This window comes from Paraburkholderia sp. RL17-347-BIC-D (genome assembly GCF_046027915.1).
In the GTDB taxonomy this organism is placed as follows: Bacteria; Pseudomonadota; Gammaproteobacteria; order Burkholderiales; family Burkholderiaceae; genus Paraburkholderia.
On sequence record NZ_JARESS010000001.1, the window covers coordinates 95,766 to 113,739 of the forward strand.

The following is a 17,974-nucleotide window of genomic DNA, read 5'->3' on the forward strand; positions in this document are numbered from 1 at the left end:
CATCCGGCGCATGCGGTGTGCCGCCAGGTAACCGGACGGCGTCCATATCTGCGGCACAGCGCACACACATGGCGGAAGTTTAGTCATCCGGCGCACATTGTGCTGCGCATCGCCTCTGTAGAACTCAAGACTGGGTGACGGCGCAATACGGGTACCGGCTCGGTGCGCGTCCCCGAAAAAACCAAATCGAAAAAACAAACGGGGAGTAACACATGTTGACAACATGGGGACACGGCATCTCACTCGCGATCATGCTCGCGGCAAGTGCTGCCGCGCACGCCGATGTGGACTGCGACGGCGGACGCAGCGGATACCGCTTTCAAACATCGGATGGCTGGTTTCAAAGCGACAAGCTGAAGCATTTCGCGGTCTCGGCGCCTTTCGGTGCGCTCGGCGCTTATCTGACACGCGACACCGAGCATCCCGTCATTTACGGCACACTCATCGGCACGGTACCTGGGCTGATCAAGGAAGGCATCGACGGCACCTGCCGTAGCAGCGGCTTTTCCTACAAGGATCTGGTTGCGGACCTGGCGGGCGCGTTGTCGGGGGCGTTGCTGACCAACTGGGCCATTACCCTCAGTCGCGATACGCGCGGCCACACCGTCGCGATCTCCTATACCAATCGCTTCTGAGTGACGAGGCGCAATCACTTCCCTCCGTGACGCCTCCCTTTTGCGGAGGCAGGTTCGTCGAACGGGCGAGCATTTTCTTAGGCGCCGCTGGCATTCGCGAGGCCAGTTACGGCACCCGCGAACGCTCGATCACGCAGCGTCGAGCCAGGCAAATTCCGCAAAGCGGTAGCCCATCAAGCGTCCCGAAGGCGAACCGGCCAGCCCTTTGACATGGCTGCTATGCGCGTCGATGAAGTTGATGAACGCAGGAATGATGATGCTGCCTTTCTCGTAGACGATGGTCTGCATATCGCCGTACATCTGCTTGCGCCTGGTTTCGTCCTTCTCCTGGCGCGCCTGCACCAGAAGCTCGTCGAACTGCGCATTCTTCCAGCCCGACTCGTTCCACACGGAATCCGACTTGAAGAATTGCGTGTAGAGCAGATCGAGCGTCGGCCGCGGCAGGATCGAGCCGTAGGTCATTGGATGCTTCATCCAGTGCGTCGACCAGTAGCCGTCAGCGGGCACGCGGCGCACGTCGAGTTTGAGGTCGGTCTGCATCGCGGCTTGCTGCAACATCTGTGCGGAATCGAGTGCGGATTCGATCGAAGGCGGCGCCACCATTTCCGCCGCCGTGCCGGACAGATTGGCTTTCTTGATGAGCGACTTCGCGCGGTCGGGGTCGTAAGTGCGCTGCGGCAGTCCTGCGAGATAGTACGGGTGCCACGCGGGAACCGGATGATCGTTGCCGATGGTCGCATAGCCGCGCAGCAGTGTCTTCTGAATGCGCTCGCGATCATGCAGGGACTTGATCGCCTGGACGAACTCGGGGTTGCGGGTGGGCGTCGCGTCCTGACGCAGGATGAGATCGGTGTAGAGACCCGACTGGCTTTCGAGCACGCCGAAGCCGCCGGCGCGCTTGAGGCGCTCGACGTCCCTGGCGGGCACCGGCGAGACGAGCTGAATATCGCCGGCGAGCAGTGCGTTCAGACGCGCGGCATCGTCGACGATGCCGACGAGCTGCACTTCGTCGAGATACGGCAGTCCCGGCTTCCAGAAGTTCGGATTGCGCGTGCCGACGCATCGGCCGCCCGGCATGAATTCCTTGCAGACGAACGGACCCGTGCCGTTGCCCTTGGAGAAATCCTTCGTGCCGGCGGCGACGATGACAAAATGCGGCACGGCGAGCAGCGCGGGCAGATCGACGTTGGGCGCGTTCAGCACGATCTCCACTTGTAGCGGCCCTGTCGCCTTGACAGAGTCGATGGCATCGGCAATCGATTTGGCTTTCGACGCCGTCATCGGGTCCTTGTGGCGCGAGAGCGAGAACACGATATCGTCCGCCGTGAGCGGCTTGCCGTCGTGAAAATGCACGTTCGGCTTGAGCTTGACGGTCCACCGCTTGTGATCGCTGGTGTCGAACGACTCGGCGAGTGCGTTCTGCACCTTGAAGTTGCTGTCGAACTCGGTCAGGCCGCTGTAGAAGATGAACATGCGCGAGTAGTCGGCGGTATGCGAGGCCTTCGCGGGATCGAGCGAATCGGACTGCGACTGGTTGGCCGTCGCGACGCGCAGGATGCCGCCTTGACGCGGCTTCGCAGCGGCGGCCGCAGTCGCGGTCGTGGCCGCGCCGGCCCATGCGGACCAGCCTGCGGTTGCGGCGGCGCCGGCCGCGAGAAGCGTTTTCACGGCACGCCTGCGTTCGAGGTCGGGATTATCGCTGTCGGGAGGCATGGCCATGGTCTGTCCTTTGAGTTCTGATCGAGCGGGAAGGGTGTTCGCCTACATCGCGACGCAGAGGCGATACGCGTCATAGATCGCTGTATGGATGTCGCGCGACGCCACCGCGTCGCCGATCCGGTAAAGATGGAACTGCGCGTCGCCGTTTGCCGCCTGCAAGACCGGCTGCGCGTTTCCGCGTGCGAATGCGGCGAGGTCAATCTGGCCGTCGTTGACCGAGTGCACGCGGGCGGCCTCGAAGAGATCGTCCACGGCGAGGGTCCCGCGTTCGACGACCACATGCTCCGCTTCCAGCTCCACGAGTTCGTCGGTCAACTGGTGCCTGAAGATCGCGCGCAGCATGCCCGCGTTGTCCTGCTGCACTTCGCGCCGCACTTCGACCAGTTCGAGATGGGCGCGCATCGGCACCTGCCACTTTTCGAGGTTGCGCATCCACACGAGGTCGTCGCCCTTGCCGCCGGTTTCCTGCGCGGGCAACGCGTCGAGCAGGGCGAGGCGCACGTCGAGTCCCGCCGACACGAAGCGCTCGGCGCATAGATAGGCGTTGTGACGGCCGGTGCCGTCGTAGACGAGCACGCGGCCGGCTCTCGGCGGTGTATCCGACAACGCATCGACCACCGAGCGGCACGATTCGCCGCCCGGCAGCGCGTCGAGATCGGGCGTGCCGCCGGTCGCCACGATCACCACGTCCGGGCGCTCCTGGAGTACGTCGCCGAGTTCGGCGTACTGGTTGTAGCGGATGTCGACCCCAAGCCGTTCCAGTTCGGCGAGACGCCAGTCGACGATGCCGATCAGATCCTTGCGCCAGCTTCCCGATGCCGCGAGCAGCACTTGTCCACCTGCGCGGTCGGCCGCTTCGAGCAGCGTGACCCGATGGCCCCGGCTCGCGCACACACGCGCCGCTTCAAGTCCGGCCGGCCCCGCGCCGACGATCAGCACATGGCGAGGCGCCGCAGCCGGCGCAATGTCGTGCGGCAGGAAGGTTTCGCGCGCGGTCGCCGGGTTGTGGATACAGGTCGCCTTCGTATTGCGGCAATGCGAGCCGCCGACGCAAGGGCGCGCGGCCTCCTCGCGGCCCGTCTCGATGAGCCGCACGAGATGCGGCTCCGCGATGTGCGCGCGCGTCATGCCCACCATGTCGATGAGGCCCTCGCCGATCGCATAGCGCGCGGTGGCGAGATCGGCGATCTTGGCGGCGTGAAAGACCGGCAGCCGCACCGCGCGCCGGAACGCGGCGGCCTTGGAGAGCCACGGCGCGGACGGCATGAACATGCCGGGCATGCTGTTGACGACCAGCGACATCTTCGTGTCCATGCGTCCGTAGACCACGTTGAAGAAGTCGAAAAGCTCGCTCTGCTGCAGGATGCGGGCCATTTCCAGACTTTCTTCGAAGCTGCAGCCGTCTTCGAGCGCGAAGCGCAAGCCGACTGGATAGGCATCGCCGACTTCCTTGCGGATCGCCTCGTGAACCTCGATCGCAAAGCGGCACCGGTTCGCGGCCGAGCCGCCATAGCGGTCGCTGCGCAAGTTGACGGCCGGGTTGAGGAACTGCCCGATCAGATGGCCGCCCGCATGCGTCTCCAGGCCGTCGAGCCCGCCCTCCAGGCAGCGGCGCGCCGCGCGTCCGAAGTCGGCCACGATGCGCTGGATGTCGTGCTCGCTCATCGCTTGCGGGATCGCGCGATGCAGCGTTTCGCGGCGCGGCGACGGCGCGAGCATCGGCAGCCACGGTTCGGCGTACGGATCGCCGCGCCGGCCGAGATGGGTGATCTGACACATCAGGGCGGCACCGTGGGCGTGCACGCGTTCGGAGAAGTGTCGCAGATGCGGGACGACTTCGTCGACGCCCATGTTGATCTGCTGGAACGTGTTGGGACTGTCGATGCTCACGTTCGACGAGCCGCCGAACATGGTGAGCCCGATGCCTCCCTTGGCCTTTTCCTCGTGATAGCGTTGATAGACTTCTTGCGGAAATTCGTTTTGAATGAGACGGCTCGCGTGGCTCGTGCTCATCACGCGGTTCTTCAGCACCAGGTGCTTGAGCGTCAGCGGTTGCAGCAGGGGATCAGACGAAGCGGCTGGCCGCGCTTCGTCCGCGTTGTGCTCTGTCATGTCGGGACTCTTTCGATGGGTCTGCCGACAAAGTAGAGTTGCCCCGAAAGCGCGTCAATTTACATGTTCGTCAACGTGGATAACATGGTGTTAGCAGATGGGACTTAGACTTCCTTCGCTTCAGGCGTTGCTCGTTTTTGAGGCCGCCGCGCGTCACATGAGCCTCACGCGTGCGGCGCTCGAACTGAACGTGACGCCGGTCGCGGTGAGCCGCATGGTGGCGCGTCTCGAAGACGCGCTCGGCTTCCAGCTGTTCGCGCGCACAAAAACCGGACTGGCCCTCACCGACGAGGGCGCGAAACTGCACGTCGCGGTGGCCTTGGGTTTCGGCCAGGTGAGCGACACGATCACCGAACTGAAGAGCCGCAAGGAAGAGAGCGAGACGGTCACGCTCTCCATCTCCAGCGGGTTCGCGTCGCAGTGGCTGCTGCCGCGCCTCGAGCGCTTTCAGCATGCGTTTCCTTCGGTGAACCTGCGCTTGCAAGTGATGGCAAGCCGCCTGTACGGTCCGCTCGACGGTGCCGATCTCGGCATTCGTTTGCATAAGCCCGGTTCCGAGCACGATGCGCTCTGTTTCTGTCCGGAGCTGATCATCGCCGTGTGCAGCCCGGGCTATCTCGCGGAGCACGGCCCCCTCGACGCGCCGCGTCAGGCGGGCGGTCACACGCTGATTCACCTCGAGCCGACGACGCATACGTGGGCCGACTATTTCGAGCTGACGCGGGTGATGAACCATGCATCCGCGAAACACGCCAGCTACTCCGATCCGGGCCTCGCGCTGCAGGGCGCCATGCTCGGGCACGGGGCGCTGCTTGGCTGGCTTCTCGCGGTCGCCGCGCCGCTCAATACAGGGGCGGTCGTGCCGGCGTCGGACCGGTTGGTGGAGACGGGTTGCAATTACGTGCTGGAATGCCGTACGCGCGAGCCATCGGGATCGGTGCGCAAGGTGTCCCAATGGCTGATCGACGAGATGCGCGCAGAGCTGGCGAAGGTCGCGCCGATACTGGCGTCGCTGGAACGGATAAGGAGTGGCGCATTGAATTGATGCTGGCAGCACGGGCCGAACGTGAGAGTCGATCAGCGCCCGTGCGGCGAATGACGGCGTTTCGTCGAACTCTCGGTAACCCGTTATCATCGTTTTTCGTCCTCAAGGAGAAAGCGATGGGTCGCCCCGATTTCATCAAACACTGGACCGAACTGGAAGAACCCCATGCGCATTGCTATCGCGGCGATTCCGAGCCGATGGGCCTTGACGCGCCACTCTCCGCCGCGATGGGTATTACGCGGATCGGCATTCATCATGTGAGGCTTCTGCCGGGTCGGCGCACTTCATATCCGCACGCCGAAAGCACCGAACAGGAGTTCGTCTACGTGCTTCATGGCAAGCCCGATGTCTGGATCGACGGCGTTCTGCATGCTCTTGCCGAAGGCGACTCGGTGGCGTTTCCGGCCGGCACCGGTATCTGCCACACCTTCATCAACAATACTGAAGACGAAGTCAGGCTGATGGTGATCGGTGAGCGGCCGCGCGAAGACAACCGTATCCGGTATCCGCTCAACGAAGCGCACGAACTGACGCGCGCGGACCGCTGGACGGACTGGCCGATCAGGCCGATCGGTGATCACAACGGCATGCCGGACTGACCGCGTGCGTGCTGGGCGGACGGCACGGCATTGCCTCAAGGTCGATCGATTCGAATCGCCGGGTAGGCGAGACCGCAGCCACGGCACAGGGCAATCCCGGCCCATCAGCGCGACTATGCGGAAACGATGCAGGAAAACACCAGGGTCGCTCCTGACGCTCGTCAGTATACTGGCCAACTGCCGGACGCCGTCACTTCGGGAAGGTCAGAACGAGTCAGGTCAGGCGCCGTTCGTCGGACTCAACAGGAGGAAGACTAAAATGAAGCGCATCGTTTCCCACTATCTGATTGCACTTGCAACGATCGTTGCATCTTCGCTCACGGGGCCGGCTTATGCGGATGCCGCGCATCCCGTCGTCGCGTTGCTGCCGGGCGTCACCGATCCTTTCTACTTCACGATGCACCGCGGCGCCGAGCGGGCCGCAAACGAAGAACACGTCCAGTTGTTATTCCAGGTGCCGAAGGCATGGAACACCACCGAGCAGGTGCCGATCCTCAAGGCGTTCATTGCCAAACGCCCGGATGTCCTGCTGGTTTCACCAGTCGACAAGCAGCAACTGATCGGACCGCTGAAGGAAGCGGCCGACGCCGGCATCAAGGTCATCACGGTCGATACGTATATCGGCGACGGCCACTATCAGACCGGCAAGGGCGACGCGGATTTCCCGTTGTCCTACATTGCTTCGGATAACCTGGAAGGCGGGCGCGTGGCGGCGCGCTCGCTCGCGAAGGCCATCGGCGACAAGGGCACGGTCTATTGCGAAAACAACAAGCCGGGCATATCGAGTACCGATGCGCGTGCCGAGGGTTTCCTGGACGAGATGAAGAAGCACCTGAACATCAAGGTGCTGCAGACGCAATATAACGAGGACGATGCGAACCGCGCTGCATCCCACGTCGCCGCGGTGCTCGCGCGCAACCCCGACCTTGCCGGCGTGTTCGGTGCCAACACGTTCTCCGGCAGCGGCGCCGCCCAAGGCGTCAAGGCGGCCGGCAAGCAGGGCGTTGTCAAGGTGGTGGTGTTCGACGCCGTGCCTGGCATCGACCAGCAGATCAAAAGCGGCCTCGTGGATATCGCGATCGCGCAGCGCCCGGATGAAATCGGCTATTACGGCGTGAAGTTCGCGGCAGACGTGATTCGCGGCAAGAAGATTCCGCCCTTCAAGAGCACCGGCTTCGTGGTGCTCGACAAGACGAACATCGATCAGCCGGACATGAAGAAGTACATCTATTCGAACTAGACAAGCGCTGTCGAACGAGGACCTATCCCGGCGTGCGCCGCAGCGCGCACGCACGTCATTTCCGATTTCCCGGACGACTCGATGGACAACTCACGGCTCGACAGGCTCGCACTGATCAGCAGGCTCTGGCCCTGGCTTTTCCTGTGTGCGCTACTGGTGTTTTTCGAAGTCTGGGCGCGGATAGCGGATCATCGCTCGTTCATCTTCAACGCCTACAACCTGCAGTCGATCGGACTGGCGGCCAGCGCGCCGCTACTGCTCGCGATCGGCCAGACGTTCGTGATCATCACGGCGGGCATCGATCTGTCGGTAGGTTTTGTGATGGGACTGGCTGCCGTGTGTGTCGCGCAATTCACGCTACTGGGCAGCGGCTCGCCGTGGATCCTGCTGTTCTCCATTCCACTGACCGTCGGGGTATGCGCGATTCCGGGGCTCGTCAACGGCGTACTGATTGCGCGGCTCGGTGTGCCCGCCTTCATCGGCACGCTCGGCATGTATGGTGTCGCACGAGGTGTGGGTTTTCTGGCGGCGGGCAGCGGCATGACCGTGGCGGTGGACAATGCCGGCCTCGCGTGGCTCGGGCGCGGCTGGACCCCGGTGGCGCTGACCGCCGTTTTGCTGGTCATCATGCATGTCGTGCTGTCGAAGACGCGGTTCGGCCAGTACACCTATGCAATCGGCGGCAATCCACAGTCGGCGATCCGCGCCGGCATCAATGTCAGGCGTCATCTGCTGGTGATCTATCTGATCGCCGCTGCGTTTGCCGCTGTCGGCGGCATCGTCTATACGGCGCGCTTTGCCGCGGGCGCTGCCAACGCCGGGGAGCCAATGCTGCTCGACTCGATTGCAGCAGTCGTGATCGGCGGGGCGAGTCTATTCGGCGGGACCGGCAATGTCATCGGCACGCTGATTGGCGCACTGATCATCGCGGTGATCGAGTTCGGACTGGTATTCATCGACGTCAACGCGTTCTGGCAGTTCATCGTGGTCGGCATCGTCATCATCATGTCGGTGCTGATCGATCAGTACAAGGAACGTCTCGGAGGCGCCCAATGAGCACCCCGATCCTCGAGGCGCGCGATATTTCGATCCGCTTCGGCGGCGTGGAGGCGTTGCGGCGCGTCTCGCTGCAACTGATGGCGGGCGAAGTGCTCGCGCTCGCCGGCGACAACGGCGCGGGCAAGTCGACGCTCATCAAGATCCTCTCCGGTGTCTACCATGCCGACGCAGGCCACTTGCTGTTCAACGGCTCACCCTTGCAACTGCGCGACCCGCAGGACGCTCGCGCGCAGGGGATCGAGACGATCTATCAGGATCTCGCGCTCGCCGACAACCTCGATGTCGGCAGCAATATCTTCCTCGGACGCGAGCCGACGCGCCGGCAATTCGGGCTTCAGGTCATCGACCGGCCGCGCATGGCGCAGGTCGCACGCGAAGTGCTCGAGCGCCTCGATATCGTGATTCCCGAGCGCAAGCTCGGCGGCCCGGTGAAGATGCTCTCCGGCGGCCAGCGGCAGGCGATTGCGATCGGCCGCGCCATTTACTGGAATGCGCGTGTTCTGATCATGGACGAGCCGACTGCCGCGCTCGGCGTACCCGAACAACGCAAGGTCATGGAATTGATCGCCGCGCTGAAAGCCCAAGGCGTGTCCGTGATTCTGATCTCGCATAATCTTCACGACATTTTTGCCATTGCCGATCGCATCGTCGTGCTGCGGCGCGGTGAGGTCGCCGGCGAGCGGCTCGTGGCCGGGACTAACGGCGATGAGATCGTGCATCTGATCGTCGGCGATACGTACGCGAGCACTAATACGCGGGGATCGGGCCACTGAGCGATGCGCCGGCCGACAAATCGGCGCGGATCGGGCGACACATTCCCGAATCCAGAGAGACGACAGTTTCGTTATTGAGTCGCTCGCTACGGCAGCGGGAGGTTATTTGATAATGGAAAAATCATTCCATTGGATAATTGATTTATAGCGGAATATTTGAGTTGTCGGAATTCAATGGAATATAAAAGTTTCTCGTTTGCCAAAACGGAATCGCGACTGTTCCAAGTTTAGGCTCGGGGCGTGCCAGTCGCGGAGCAGCTGTCATCGACCGACGATTGGATACGCAGTCTACGGCGTATAGCACTTCATCTATTTCCTCAGACAATACGATCGTCCTTTTTTATTTCGCCAGAAACAATAAACTTTTTGCGAGGTTTGTCGTTAAAGCATTGCGCGACCTAAGAAACGCCCGGCCCGTTACTTTCGGTGCACTGAGAGATTCGCGTTCGCCTGTGCAGTGTGAAAATGAACCATGGATCGAACAATTTACGCCACGAACAGCATCAGATCCTCCCGCCACGCGCTCGTTCTGGTGCCCGCGCTGACCGTTCTGGTCCTCGGCATCTTGTGGGTAACCATACTGTTGCGCTTGCAGGTCGAGAAAGCATCCGTGATGCGCGACACACGCGTGGCTGCCCGCACGCTGGCCGATGCTTTAGAAACCCATACGTTGAAGACCGTCCACGATGTCGACGAGATCGCGTTGCTGGTCAAATACGGATACGAACGTACGCCGCAAACCTTCGATCTGGCAGCGTATCGTGCCTACGGGCTGATTACCGCGGACACGGCACTACAGGTCACCATTGCGGGTGCCGACGGCCGCGTGATTGCATCGACTTTGCCGTTTTCGGGGACGGTTGATCTCAAGGACCGGGAACATTTCCGGGTCCACCTTTCCCCTGCCAACATCGGGCTCTTCATCAGCCAGCCTGTGATCGGACGTATTTCCAGGCAATGGTCCGTCCAGGCAACCCGCCGTATCGATCGCCCCGACGGAGGTTTCGGCGGGGTAGTGATCGTCTCGGAAGATCCGGCTTATCTGACCGATGGCTTCTACAACAATGCCGCGCTGGGCGAGCGGGGCATGATTGCCGTTTTGTCGGGTCGTGGGTTCATATTGTCGCGTCGTGCGGGTAATTCACCGAGCCGGTCTGGCGAGGCGCTGCCGAGTAGCTATGTTCCACTCGGCAAGACGGTGCTGGCCGACTTCTCCGATCCGATCGATCATGTCGAACGTGTGGTAGCTAGCCGCCATCTCGAGAAATATGGTTTGACCGTCGTCGCCGGCCTTTCCGTCGACGAGGCGCTGGACGATTACTACAGGATGCGTCGCGTGTATGTGACGATGGCCTCGACCATCACGGTGATGCTCGCGGCACTATCGGCCTGGATTACTGCTCTGATCGTCAAACTCCTCAACGGTAAAGAAGAATTACGGCGTCTTTCTCAAACGGACCGGCTGACGGATTTACCGAACCGCGGCAAAATTGTGGACCTGCTCGACGAGGCGATCGCGGCACCGGGCGCGGTCGGAAAAGTCGCTGTCATTTTTGTCGATCTGGATAACTTCAAAGACCTCAACGATACGTACGGCCACCAGTGCGGCGACGAAGTTCTGGCTATGGTGGCGGCGCGCCTCCAGGCTACCGTACAGGAGCGTGGCGTAGTAGGGCGCCTCGGCGGAGATGAGTTCCTTCTTGTACTCACGACTGACGCTATAACCGACGTAGTCGAACAGATGGTCACCGAATTGACTGCTGCTCTGCAGGCTCCCCTGAATTCACGTTGGGGTGTTGAGACGGTCGGTGCGAGCTTCGGTATTGCTATTCTGAATGCGGGTGAGGACTCGTGTGAACTCATCAGGAAGGCGGACTTTGCGATGTACCAAGCCAAGAATCGCGATCCCGCTTATCGAATAGATTCAAGCACAGACCGCATTTTTGCCGGGTGAGTTTTCCATTGCGCGGGCAAGAGGGACCGACTCGAAGACCACGCGAGGCCGCCGTGAGTTTTTTCGAGGGAAGACTTAATCAAGTCGTGCATGCTGGGTATCTTTCTGGATCGGCCCTTCGAAGCGGGCGATCCATCGCCAGCGCAACCTTATTCGATTGCTCGTTAGGATCACGAAGCTGAGATGGATCGCCGTTCATGGCAATGCTTACTTGCCTTGAATCAGCATGCCAAGCGGAGCGAGCGGGCCGACGGGCAACAGATCGAACTTCATCAGCTCAGAAGCGGTGAGCGGCAACGCATCCACTGCCGCCTTGGCGTGTTCGACCGACTGGACTTCCATGAGAAAGATCACGCCGGCCGCGTTCTCACGGAACCAGAACTGTTCGATCTTGCCATCGAGGTAGAGCTTGAGCGTGTCGGGAACTTCCTTCGGCATGATCTGCTGGCGCTGGTCTGGCGTGAGCGGCTGAACGAGCGATCCAATAGCGAAAACTTTCATGAGTGACCTCCTGAGTCAATCTTCATTGGGATGTGCAACGGGGATCACTGTAGCGGTCGGGCAGAAAAACCGGTATCGTCGTAAATGCCAACTTTAGGGTCGTTTACGCCATGCGCATTTCCATACTTGCCCTTGATGGATTGTTCGACACCGGGCTCACCGTCCTGCTCGACGCGTTCACGCTCGCCAATAAATTTTCAGCCCTGCAAATGGGCGGAACACCTTATTTCGATGTGTCGATCGTCGGCGTGCGAAAGAGGGTTCGGTCCGGACAAGGGTTGGTCATACCCGTGCACGCAGTCACCGCGGACTTGAAGCCGGACTGGGTCATCGTTCCTGCACTGAATACCGGAACGCCGGAGCAGCTGATCCCAGCTCTCGATCGACCGGACGTGAGGAAAGCCAAGGCGCAACTGGTGGAATGGCATGCTGAAGGCGCGCGTATCGCCGCGTCCTGCATCGGGACGTTCCTTCTGGCGGAAACCGGACTGCTCGATCACCGGGAAGCGACGACGAGGTGGTGGCTCGGTCCGCTATTTCGGCAACGCTATCCAAATGTTTTGCTCGACGAGTCTCGCATGCTGGTGCCGACAGACGTGGGCGTGACGGCCGGCGCGGCGATGGGGCATCTCGATCTCGCCCTGTGGTTGATACGCAAGGCTAGCCCCGAACTGGCGACCGTCGTCTCCCGTTACCTGCTTGCCGATATTCGCTCCTCGCAGGCGCCTTACATCATTCCCAACCATCTGGCGCAGGCGGATCCGCTTATTCTTCGCTTCGAACGGTGGGCACGAGACCATCTCAAGGCCGGGTTCTCGCTGCAGGAAGCCGCCAACGCGCTGGCGACGAGCGCGCGGTCATTGCAACGCCGGTGTCAGGAGGTGCTCGGCAAGTCGCCGCTGGCCTACTTCCAGGATCTACGTGTCGAACGTGCGCAGTCTCTCCTGCACGGCAGCGGTCTCGGCCTCGACGCCATCGCTGCCGAGGTAGGTTACGTCGACGGAGCGACGTTACGAACACTTTTGCGTCAGCGCCTGGGACGGGGAGTGCGCGATCTTCGCGCCGACCTGCGCTGACGGCGCTCACTTCGGTATTCGAGGTGGAAATCGCTGTGGTTCGGGCGGCCACGCACCGTCGTGGGTCAGAGTCCGCTTGCGGCGCGGTAACGTTCCGCGCGCCGCTGCTGTTGTGCGCTTCTGCGTTACCCCAACGAGTTCGCCAGAGCGCGCAGCGTTTGGCTCGGATCATCTTCGATGGGTGAACCGTGCGACACGAGAATGCGTTTCAGCGACGGCAGTTCCGCCCACTCCAGAAGCTGAGCGCGCAGCGCCTCTTTATCCGCGACGAGGATCAGCTTCACCGGCTTCGGAATATGCGGTTCGTCGCCCGCGAACCCCATCATGCGCAGGAACCAGCCGCCGAACCCGGATTCATGGCGAATGTTGCCGACCAGATCGTTCAATACCAGCGTCGTACCGTTCTGCGTGCGGATGACGAGCGCCGCCTCATGTCCACGCGTTCCAGGGACCGTGACGAACTGCACGTTCGGATCTCCGAAGCCGGGGTCCGTCGTGTCGACGTGCACCGCTTCTTCCACCTTCGCCCGCGACCCTTCGGGCGCAACGACATGCATTAACGGGTAGCGCTCTTTCCAGATTTTTGCGTCCAGCCGATGATGGTCGTTGGGCACCACCAGAAAGGCGGGGCGCCCGTAGTCTTCGAGCGCTTGCATCTCGAGTTCATCGAGCGCAATTGCGCTGAATATGACCAGTCGCGAGTCGTTCAAACGCGCCACCGTCATACGTCGCGGGAGGTCGGTGAGCGGCATATGGAGTTCGCCGGTCACGGTGAGAACGTTTTCGTCGACTTCTGTGAGCTTGTCGTGCGGCAAGACTTTCCACTGCTGAAAAGGCTTGGTCATGGTTGGTCTCCTTTGCTGGAGGCAGTCACCGTAGATATGCAGTGTGCGCGCAAATAGAGTACCGTCAAGCGGATGATGTGAATGACGCGTGTGCTCTCCGCGTCCATCGCACACAGGCTCTGAGCCCATGTGAAGCGGTCCCCAACCCGGTCAGAACGGCAACAGTTTTCGAACCTGATATTGCGGCAGGAACTATTCGGAAATTCCCTTCGCCTCCATGCTGCAACTGCGATGTACACTTTCCAGCAGGGGCATTCCACGGTTTCAGGGCCGGGCAGAACACGCAGGATCATCAATGAAAAGAATCTACGGGTACAAAGGCTTTGAGGTCACCGTGGAGCTGGAGCCGGTGTGGGAGACCGCGGGCAGCGTCACGCTGCTGCCCCCGCGCGGCTTCGTCGCCGTCGTGCAGGTCAGAACGATGGGCGCGGTGGGCGCAACGCGCCCCGTGGTTGCTCCGATCCGCCTCGGGGCAACCATCCAGCAACCCTTCCCGACACAGGCCGAGGCGCTCATGGCAGGGTATAGCGCCGGGCAGCGCGTAGTGGACGACACGTTCGCACGCTGACGACGGTTCGTTACTGAACAGTTCTGATTGGCGGATTGTTCCTGTGGCGGCCCTTTGGTATCGCCTGTATCGCCTGTATCGTCTGTACCCTCGAAGTCAAAGCCGCCGGACGACTCGTGCAAATGCTGGCGAGATTCGTGAACGAAAAAAAAGCCGCAGACATCGCTGCGGCCTGAAAACACACGCCGCGCATGGAGCGCTGACGTTGATTCCATCCTACACATCCGCGTTTCTGAAGCAATCAGGTGTCTCGTCTGAGTATTTGCGAGCGGCCGTATTGCCGCGTCTGCCGTGTAGCGAGCCTGGGTCATCGCTGGCGACGGCGTTGCGCAATGGCCACAGGGCCAGTCAGTCGTCCGGCATCAGAACCACGGTATGCGGAGTTTCATCTGGCCGGGGCCTTCGCCGACATATCGTTCTGCCGGCTCAATGAAGCAGCCTTCGTGACGGTGAGGTTATCGTCGCGCGCGTCGATCCAATCGATCGCCCATTGCCGCGCGACCTCGATTGCCTCGTCTTCGGTTTCGAACCAGGCGAGATTGCGCTCGATGTGCATTTCCGTGTCCACATCGTCGTCAGGCGACGCCCGGATGATCCGCGCATGCGCGAAGAACTGACCAAGCGAAAAATCCGGGGTTGCGTCAATGACCCAGCCGCCGTACTCGTACTTCATGATTGCCTCCAATACCTGCTAAGCGCGATTCGAACAGACAACGCATGGATTCGTCAGGCTGTATTCGCTAAACCTCCGCGGGTGAATTGCCGACTTCGGGGTCGGTTGGCCGGGCAGCACGCAGCCCGTCGACTCCGCGACGCCATATCGTTATAGATCATTCGTGGTCGAACTGGCCGCGCGGAGCAGGGGCCAGCGATATGCACAAGGGTATCCGTGAGACTTGTCAGCGATGCTTCTGGTTCTGGAAAAGACGCCAGGTTTGCAAAAAAAATTTAGTCCGAGCGATCTCCGACCTGGCCGTTCGTTTCGCCGACTGCAACGCACGTCCACGTGCGGATCCTGAAGTGGCCGCCGCGTTGTAATTGCCGCCGAGCTCTGCGTGCTTGTCCAGGTCGGCTCAATGGAACGCGGCGGGTGGCATTACGCCTAACCCACAGGGCGCTCAATTGTCATCCGACCTGGGCGGCAGATGCTCGTGCGGCACCGGCTCCGCTTCCGCGGCATCCGGAAGATCGACCTTGGTGCGTGGCGCAGGTTTAGGAGCCGGCGACCGTGTGCCCGGCGTAACCCCGCGGACGGGATGGTCCGGAATTCCTGGCCGGTGAATGGGGCGTGTGGTCGGGGTTGAGGGCATGATTTCCTCCTACGCGGACGTGACCAGCAACAACCATGATACCTCTGTCGGAGACACAGAACGTATCCGCTCAAGCCAGTATTTGACTCTCTCAGCGAAGCCACAGACGGCCGACATGGCCTGCCGAGCGCTCCGAGCGATAGCCCATCTTGTACCCCGGCGCAACGAGCCAAATCCGTGCGCTGTAATAAATATTTCGCAATTCTGGAGTAATGATAACAATAGGCTCGCGGCCTATAAATACGATATTCACATATAAATCGATCAATAGATTTCCGTTGAATTGGTGTTGTTAAGTAAGTGAGCTATTAAAACTGTAATATGCATTCCTGATAAATGCAATCCAGGCCGGTCGGGCTTCTCCGCGGTGACATTGACCGACAGAACATGCGGCGCGTTGTCCTCCGATATAAAAATAAAACCGATGGCCGTAAAAAAAGCATTTCACATATTGCGTTCAAAAATTGAGCGGTTATGATGGCGTCTCCGTGATTCGATTTCTCGCATGATTGCGTCACGGAGGGGGCGGCAGGAATATTTGCCGGCATTCACGCAGGAGAGGTAATTGATGCTCTCCGCGCAGAGAGACTAAATCGAGGAGACGCCATGTTGAGTCCCCATGAATTCGCCACCTTGATGCTCGTCAAGGACGCGCCGGACCAGCTCGAACTGGGCCGCGCTGAACTCGATACGCTGCTGGAGCGGCAACTCATATCACTGGAAAACTTTGCCTCAGGACGCCCGCGTGCTCAAGTCACAAGCGACGGCGATTCCATTCTCAAGGCCGTCGCCCGGATGCGCTAGCCATCTGCGGCGTGCGCCTCCCGGCGAACGCGCCGACGAAACAGTCATGAACGAAACGTCTCAGTTGCGGGTTGGTTTGTAGTGCCTGTTGATGTAACGACCGTCGAAGTTCTCGCGACGCATTCTGCCTGACAGGCGTCCTTGCGCTTTGATTTATCCACCATCGCGATCCGTCGCAACACACCCGTCCGACCGGGGGTTTCGTGCATCGGATCGAATTTTGAGGAATTCAACCATGGCTCTATCGAGTCCCGAGCAAGCCGCTGCCGCCAAGGCCAGCCTCGACGCATTCTTCGGATTGACCGGGAAGGTCTTTGAAGGCGCTGAAAAACTGGCCGCGTTGAACCTGCAGGTCGTCAGGTCCACGCTGGCCGAGGCGCAGGAGAATATGACGAAGGCGCCCGGCACGACAGACCCGCTGCAGTGGTTTGCACTGCAATCAGGTTTCACCGGACCTTTCACGGAAAAATCGCTGTCGTACGGCCGGCAAGTGTTCGACATCGCATCGACTACGCAGGCTGAAGTCACTCAATTCGCACAGGCGCAGTACGAGCGTTACAACGCCCGTGTGCAGGCATTCGTCGAGGAAGCGGCGAAGAATGCTCCGGCAGGTTCCGAAGCGGCGATCGCTGCGTGGAAATCCGCGATCGGCGCCACCACGACTCTGTACGAAACGCTGCAGAAGACCGGGCAACAGGCCGTGCAGGTCGCCGGAAATAATTTCGATGCGGTTACAGCCACAGCGTCAAAGGCCGCGCGACGCAACGCCGAGCAGGTTCCCGCAGCCGCCGGCGCGAAGGGATAAGGCCGACGCGGGCAGCGATGCCCGCGTTGCCGCACTCGATTTATATGAAGGAATACTTAGGGAGTGGCGGAATCCGGTTTTTCCAATACATCAAGTTCTTGACTGAATGCAGTGTGGCTCAAGTTATCTACGAGGCCAATTTTTTGCGAGGACGATTCGATGGCAAAGCAGATCGCGGTGGTGACGGGTGGAATGGGCGGACTTGGCGAAGCAATCAGTGTCAAGCTGCATGACGCCGGGTATGCAGTCGTGGTCACCTGTTCGCCGGCCAACACCGGCGCGAACGAGTGGCTCGCACGGATGGAAGCCCAGGGACGACAGTTCCGCGCGTACGCGGTCGATGTCGCCGACTACGACTCGTGCGAAAAATGCATGGCGCAGATCAAGGCAGAAGTCGGACCGGTCGATATTCTGATCAACAACGCCGGCATCACGCGCGACGCGAGCTTCAAGAAGCTGGACAAGGTCAATTGGGACGCAGTAATCCGAACCAACCTCGATTCGGTGTTCAACATGACGAAGCCGGTGTGCGACAGCATGGTCGAGCGGGGTTGGGGTCGCATCATCAATGTGTCGTCGATCATCGGCTCCAAGGGCGGCTTCGGGCAGACCAACTATGCGGCGGCGAAGGCCGGCATGCATGGCTTCACGAAATCGCTGGCGCTCGAAGTGGCGAAGAAAGGCGTCACGGTCAACACTATCTCGCCAGGTTACATCGCGACGAAGATGGTGATGGCGGTGCCCGAGGAGATCCGCGAGACGAAGATCATTCCGCAGATTCCGGTCGGCCGGCTTGGACAGCCCGACGAAGTCGCCGCACTCGTGCTGTACCTGTGCTCGCGCGAAGCCGGTTTCGTGACCGGAGCCAACATTGCCATCAACGGCGGGCAACACCTGCAATGAAGCCGATAGTCGGCAACGGAGGTTCC

17 protein-coding genes are annotated in these 17,974 nt (G+C 60.8%); 12 read left to right on the forward strand and 5 right to left on the reverse strand.

What is annotated here, in order from left to right:
• Positions 1 to 212 precede the first annotated feature (212 nt).
• Positions 213 to 635 (forward strand): hypothetical protein, encoded by a 423-nt coding sequence (locus P0D96_RS00485; RefSeq protein ID WP_408176071.1) that lies wholly within the window; start codon positions 213 to 215, stop codon positions 633 to 635.
• A gap of 129 nt (positions 636 to 764) precedes the next feature.
• On the opposite strand, the gene P0D96_RS00490 is transcribed toward P0D96_RS00485, so the two are convergent.
• Positions 765 to 2,354 (reverse strand): ABC transporter substrate-binding protein, encoded by a 1,590-nt coding sequence (locus P0D96_RS00490; protein WP_408310747.1) that lies wholly within the window; start codon positions 2,352 to 2,354, stop codon positions 765 to 767.
• A 42-nt stretch (positions 2,355 to 2,396) separates the two neighbouring features.
• The gene (locus tag P0D96_RS00495) at positions 2,397 to 4,466 is read right to left on the reverse strand and encodes an oxidoreductase (protein ID WP_408310749.1); all 2,070 of its coding nucleotides are present in this window, start codon (positions 4,464 to 4,466) and stop codon (positions 2,397 to 2,399) included.
• Positions 4,467 to 4,563: 97 nt separating this feature from the next.
• Here P0D96_RS00495 and P0D96_RS00500 point away from each other — a divergent pair, with 97 nt between their 5' ends.
• The 6 genes from P0D96_RS00500 to P0D96_RS00525 all read left to right on the forward strand — a co-directional run bounded on the left by P0D96_RS00500 (position 4,564) and on the right by P0D96_RS00525 (position 11,136).
• Entirely contained in the window at positions 4,564 to 5,511 is a 948-nt protein-coding gene (locus P0D96_RS00500; protein ID WP_408176075.1) for a LysR substrate-binding domain-containing protein, read from the forward strand.
• A 116-nt stretch (positions 5,512 to 5,627) separates the two neighbouring features.
• On the forward strand, positions 5,628 to 6,110 hold the full coding sequence (locus P0D96_RS00505; RefSeq protein ID WP_408176076.1) for a cupin domain-containing protein: 483 nt from the start codon (positions 5,628 to 5,630) through the stop codon (positions 6,108 to 6,110).
• 259 nt (positions 6,111 to 6,369) lie between these two features.
• The gene (locus tag P0D96_RS00510; RefSeq protein ID WP_408310753.1) at positions 6,370 to 7,350 is read left to right on the forward strand and encodes an ABC transporter substrate-binding protein; all 981 of its coding nucleotides are present in this window, start codon (positions 6,370 to 6,372) and stop codon (positions 7,348 to 7,350) included.
• 81 nt (positions 7,351 to 7,431) lie between these two features.
• Complete coding sequence (locus tag P0D96_RS00515) at positions 7,432 to 8,406, forward strand: ABC transporter permease subunit (RefSeq protein WP_408176079.1); 975 nt, start codon at positions 7,432 to 7,434, stop codon at positions 8,404 to 8,406.
• On the forward strand, positions 8,403 to 9,182 hold the full coding sequence (locus P0D96_RS00520; protein WP_408176081.1) for an ATP-binding cassette domain-containing protein: 780 nt from the start codon (positions 8,403 to 8,405) through the stop codon (positions 9,180 to 9,182). The genes P0D96_RS00515 and P0D96_RS00520 overlap by 4 nt, the downstream gene beginning before the upstream one ends.
• A gap of 472 nt (positions 9,183 to 9,654) precedes the next feature.
• On the forward strand, positions 9,655 to 11,136 hold the full coding sequence (locus P0D96_RS00525) for a diguanylate cyclase domain-containing protein (RefSeq protein ID WP_408310756.1): 1,482 nt from the start codon (positions 9,655 to 9,657) through the stop codon (positions 11,134 to 11,136).
• A gap of 207 nt (positions 11,137 to 11,343) precedes the next feature.
• On the opposite strand, the gene P0D96_RS00530 is transcribed toward P0D96_RS00525, so the two are convergent.
• The gene (locus tag P0D96_RS00530; protein ID WP_408176085.1) at positions 11,344 to 11,637 is read right to left on the reverse strand and encodes a hypothetical protein; all 294 of its coding nucleotides are present in this window, start codon (positions 11,635 to 11,637) and stop codon (positions 11,344 to 11,346) included.
• A gap of 110 nt (positions 11,638 to 11,747) precedes the next feature.
• On the opposite strand from P0D96_RS00530, the gene P0D96_RS00535 reads away from it, so the two are divergent.
• Complete coding sequence (locus tag P0D96_RS00535) at positions 11,748 to 12,713, forward strand: GlxA family transcriptional regulator (protein WP_408310759.1); 966 nt, start codon at positions 11,748 to 11,750, stop codon at positions 12,711 to 12,713.
• A gap of 125 nt (positions 12,714 to 12,838) precedes the next feature.
• Here P0D96_RS00535 and P0D96_RS00540 read toward each other — a convergent pair whose 3' ends face one another.
• On the reverse strand, positions 12,839 to 13,558 hold the full coding sequence (locus P0D96_RS00540; protein ID WP_408287529.1) for a hypothetical protein: 720 nt from the start codon (positions 13,556 to 13,558) through the stop codon (positions 12,839 to 12,841).
• 295 nt (positions 13,559 to 13,853) lie between these two features.
• Between P0D96_RS00540 and P0D96_RS00545 the strand changes: the two genes are divergently transcribed.
• Positions 13,854 to 14,126, forward strand: a complete 273-nt coding sequence (locus P0D96_RS00545; protein ID WP_132374139.1) for a hypothetical protein — start codon at positions 13,854 to 13,856, stop codon at positions 14,124 to 14,126.
• A gap of 385 nt (positions 14,127 to 14,511) precedes the next feature.
• Here P0D96_RS00545 and P0D96_RS00550 read toward each other — a convergent pair whose 3' ends face one another.
• Positions 14,512 to 14,799 carry a hypothetical protein gene (locus tag P0D96_RS00550; protein ID WP_408176089.1) on the reverse strand — a complete coding sequence of 96 codons (288 nt, stop codon included), beginning with the start codon at positions 14,797 to 14,799 and terminating at the stop codon, positions 14,512 to 14,514.
• Between the two features lie 1,243 nt (positions 14,800 to 16,042).
• On the opposite strand from P0D96_RS00550, the gene P0D96_RS00555 reads away from it, so the two are divergent.
• The 3 genes from P0D96_RS00555 (at position 16,043) to phbB (ending at position 17,948) form a co-directional block, all read left to right on the forward strand.
• Entirely contained in the window at positions 16,043 to 16,240 is a 198-nt protein-coding gene (locus P0D96_RS00555; protein WP_132374142.1) for a hypothetical protein, read from the forward strand.
• 235 nt (positions 16,241 to 16,475) lie between these two features.
• Positions 16,476 to 17,045, forward strand: coding sequence for a TIGR01841 family phasin (phaP, locus tag P0D96_RS00560; protein WP_408176191.1), 570 nt, complete (start codon positions 16,476 to 16,478; stop codon positions 17,043 to 17,045).
• A gap of 159 nt (positions 17,046 to 17,204) precedes the next feature.
• On the forward strand, positions 17,205 to 17,948 hold the full coding sequence (gene phbB, locus P0D96_RS00565) for an acetoacetyl-CoA reductase (RefSeq protein ID WP_132374144.1): 744 nt from the start codon (positions 17,205 to 17,207) through the stop codon (positions 17,946 to 17,948).
• Positions 17,949 to 17,974 lie beyond the last annotated feature (26 nt).

Excerpts from the sequence above, each read along its gene's own strand:
- P0D96_RS00485 (WP_408176071.1), top strand. The coding sequence starts at position 213 with ATGTTGACAACATGGGGACACGGCATCTCACTCGCGATCATGCTCGCG.
- P0D96_RS00490 (WP_408310747.1), bottom strand. The coding sequence starts at position 2,354 with ATGGCCATGCCTCCCGACAGCGATAATCCCGACCTCGAACGCAGGCGT.
- P0D96_RS00495 (WP_408310749.1), bottom strand. The coding sequence starts at position 4,466 with ATGACAGAGCACAACGCGGACGAAGCGCGGCCAGCCGCTTCGTCTGAT.
- P0D96_RS00500 (WP_408176075.1), top strand. The coding sequence starts at position 4,564 with ATGGGACTTAGACTTCCTTCGCTTCAGGCGTTGCTCGTTTTTGAGGCC.
- P0D96_RS00505 (WP_408176076.1), top strand. The coding sequence starts at position 5,628 with ATGGGTCGCCCCGATTTCATCAAACACTGGACCGAACTGGAAGAACCC.
- P0D96_RS00510 (WP_408310753.1), top strand. The coding sequence starts at position 6,370 with ATGAAGCGCATCGTTTCCCACTATCTGATTGCACTTGCAACGATCGTT.
- P0D96_RS00515 (WP_408176079.1), top strand. The coding sequence starts at position 7,432 with ATGGACAACTCACGGCTCGACAGGCTCGCACTGATCAGCAGGCTCTGG.
- P0D96_RS00520 (WP_408176081.1), top strand. The coding sequence starts at position 8,403 with ATGAGCACCCCGATCCTCGAGGCGCGCGATATTTCGATCCGCTTCGGC.
- P0D96_RS00525 (WP_408310756.1), top strand. The coding sequence starts at position 9,655 with ATGGATCGAACAATTTACGCCACGAACAGCATCAGATCCTCCCGCCAC.
- P0D96_RS00530 (WP_408176085.1), bottom strand. The coding sequence starts at position 11,637 with ATGAAAGTTTTCGCTATTGGATCGCTCGTTCAGCCGCTCACGCCAGAC.
- P0D96_RS00535 (WP_408310759.1), top strand. The coding sequence starts at position 11,748 with ATGCGCATTTCCATACTTGCCCTTGATGGATTGTTCGACACCGGGCTC.
- P0D96_RS00540 (WP_408287529.1), bottom strand. The coding sequence starts at position 13,558 with ATGACCAAGCCTTTTCAGCAGTGGAAAGTCTTGCCGCACGACAAGCTC.
- P0D96_RS00545 (WP_132374139.1), top strand. The coding sequence starts at position 13,854 with ATGAAAAGAATCTACGGGTACAAAGGCTTTGAGGTCACCGTGGAGCTG.
- P0D96_RS00550 (WP_408176089.1), bottom strand. The coding sequence starts at position 14,799 with ATGAAGTACGAGTACGGCGGCTGGGTCATTGACGCAACCCCGGATTTT.
- P0D96_RS00555 (WP_132374142.1), top strand. The coding sequence starts at position 16,043 with ATGTTGAGTCCCCATGAATTCGCCACCTTGATGCTCGTCAAGGACGCG.
- phaP (WP_408176191.1), top strand. The coding sequence starts at position 16,476 with ATGGCTCTATCGAGTCCCGAGCAAGCCGCTGCCGCCAAGGCCAGCCTC.
- phbB (WP_132374144.1), top strand. The coding sequence starts at position 17,205 with ATGGCAAAGCAGATCGCGGTGGTGACGGGTGGAATGGGCGGACTTGGC.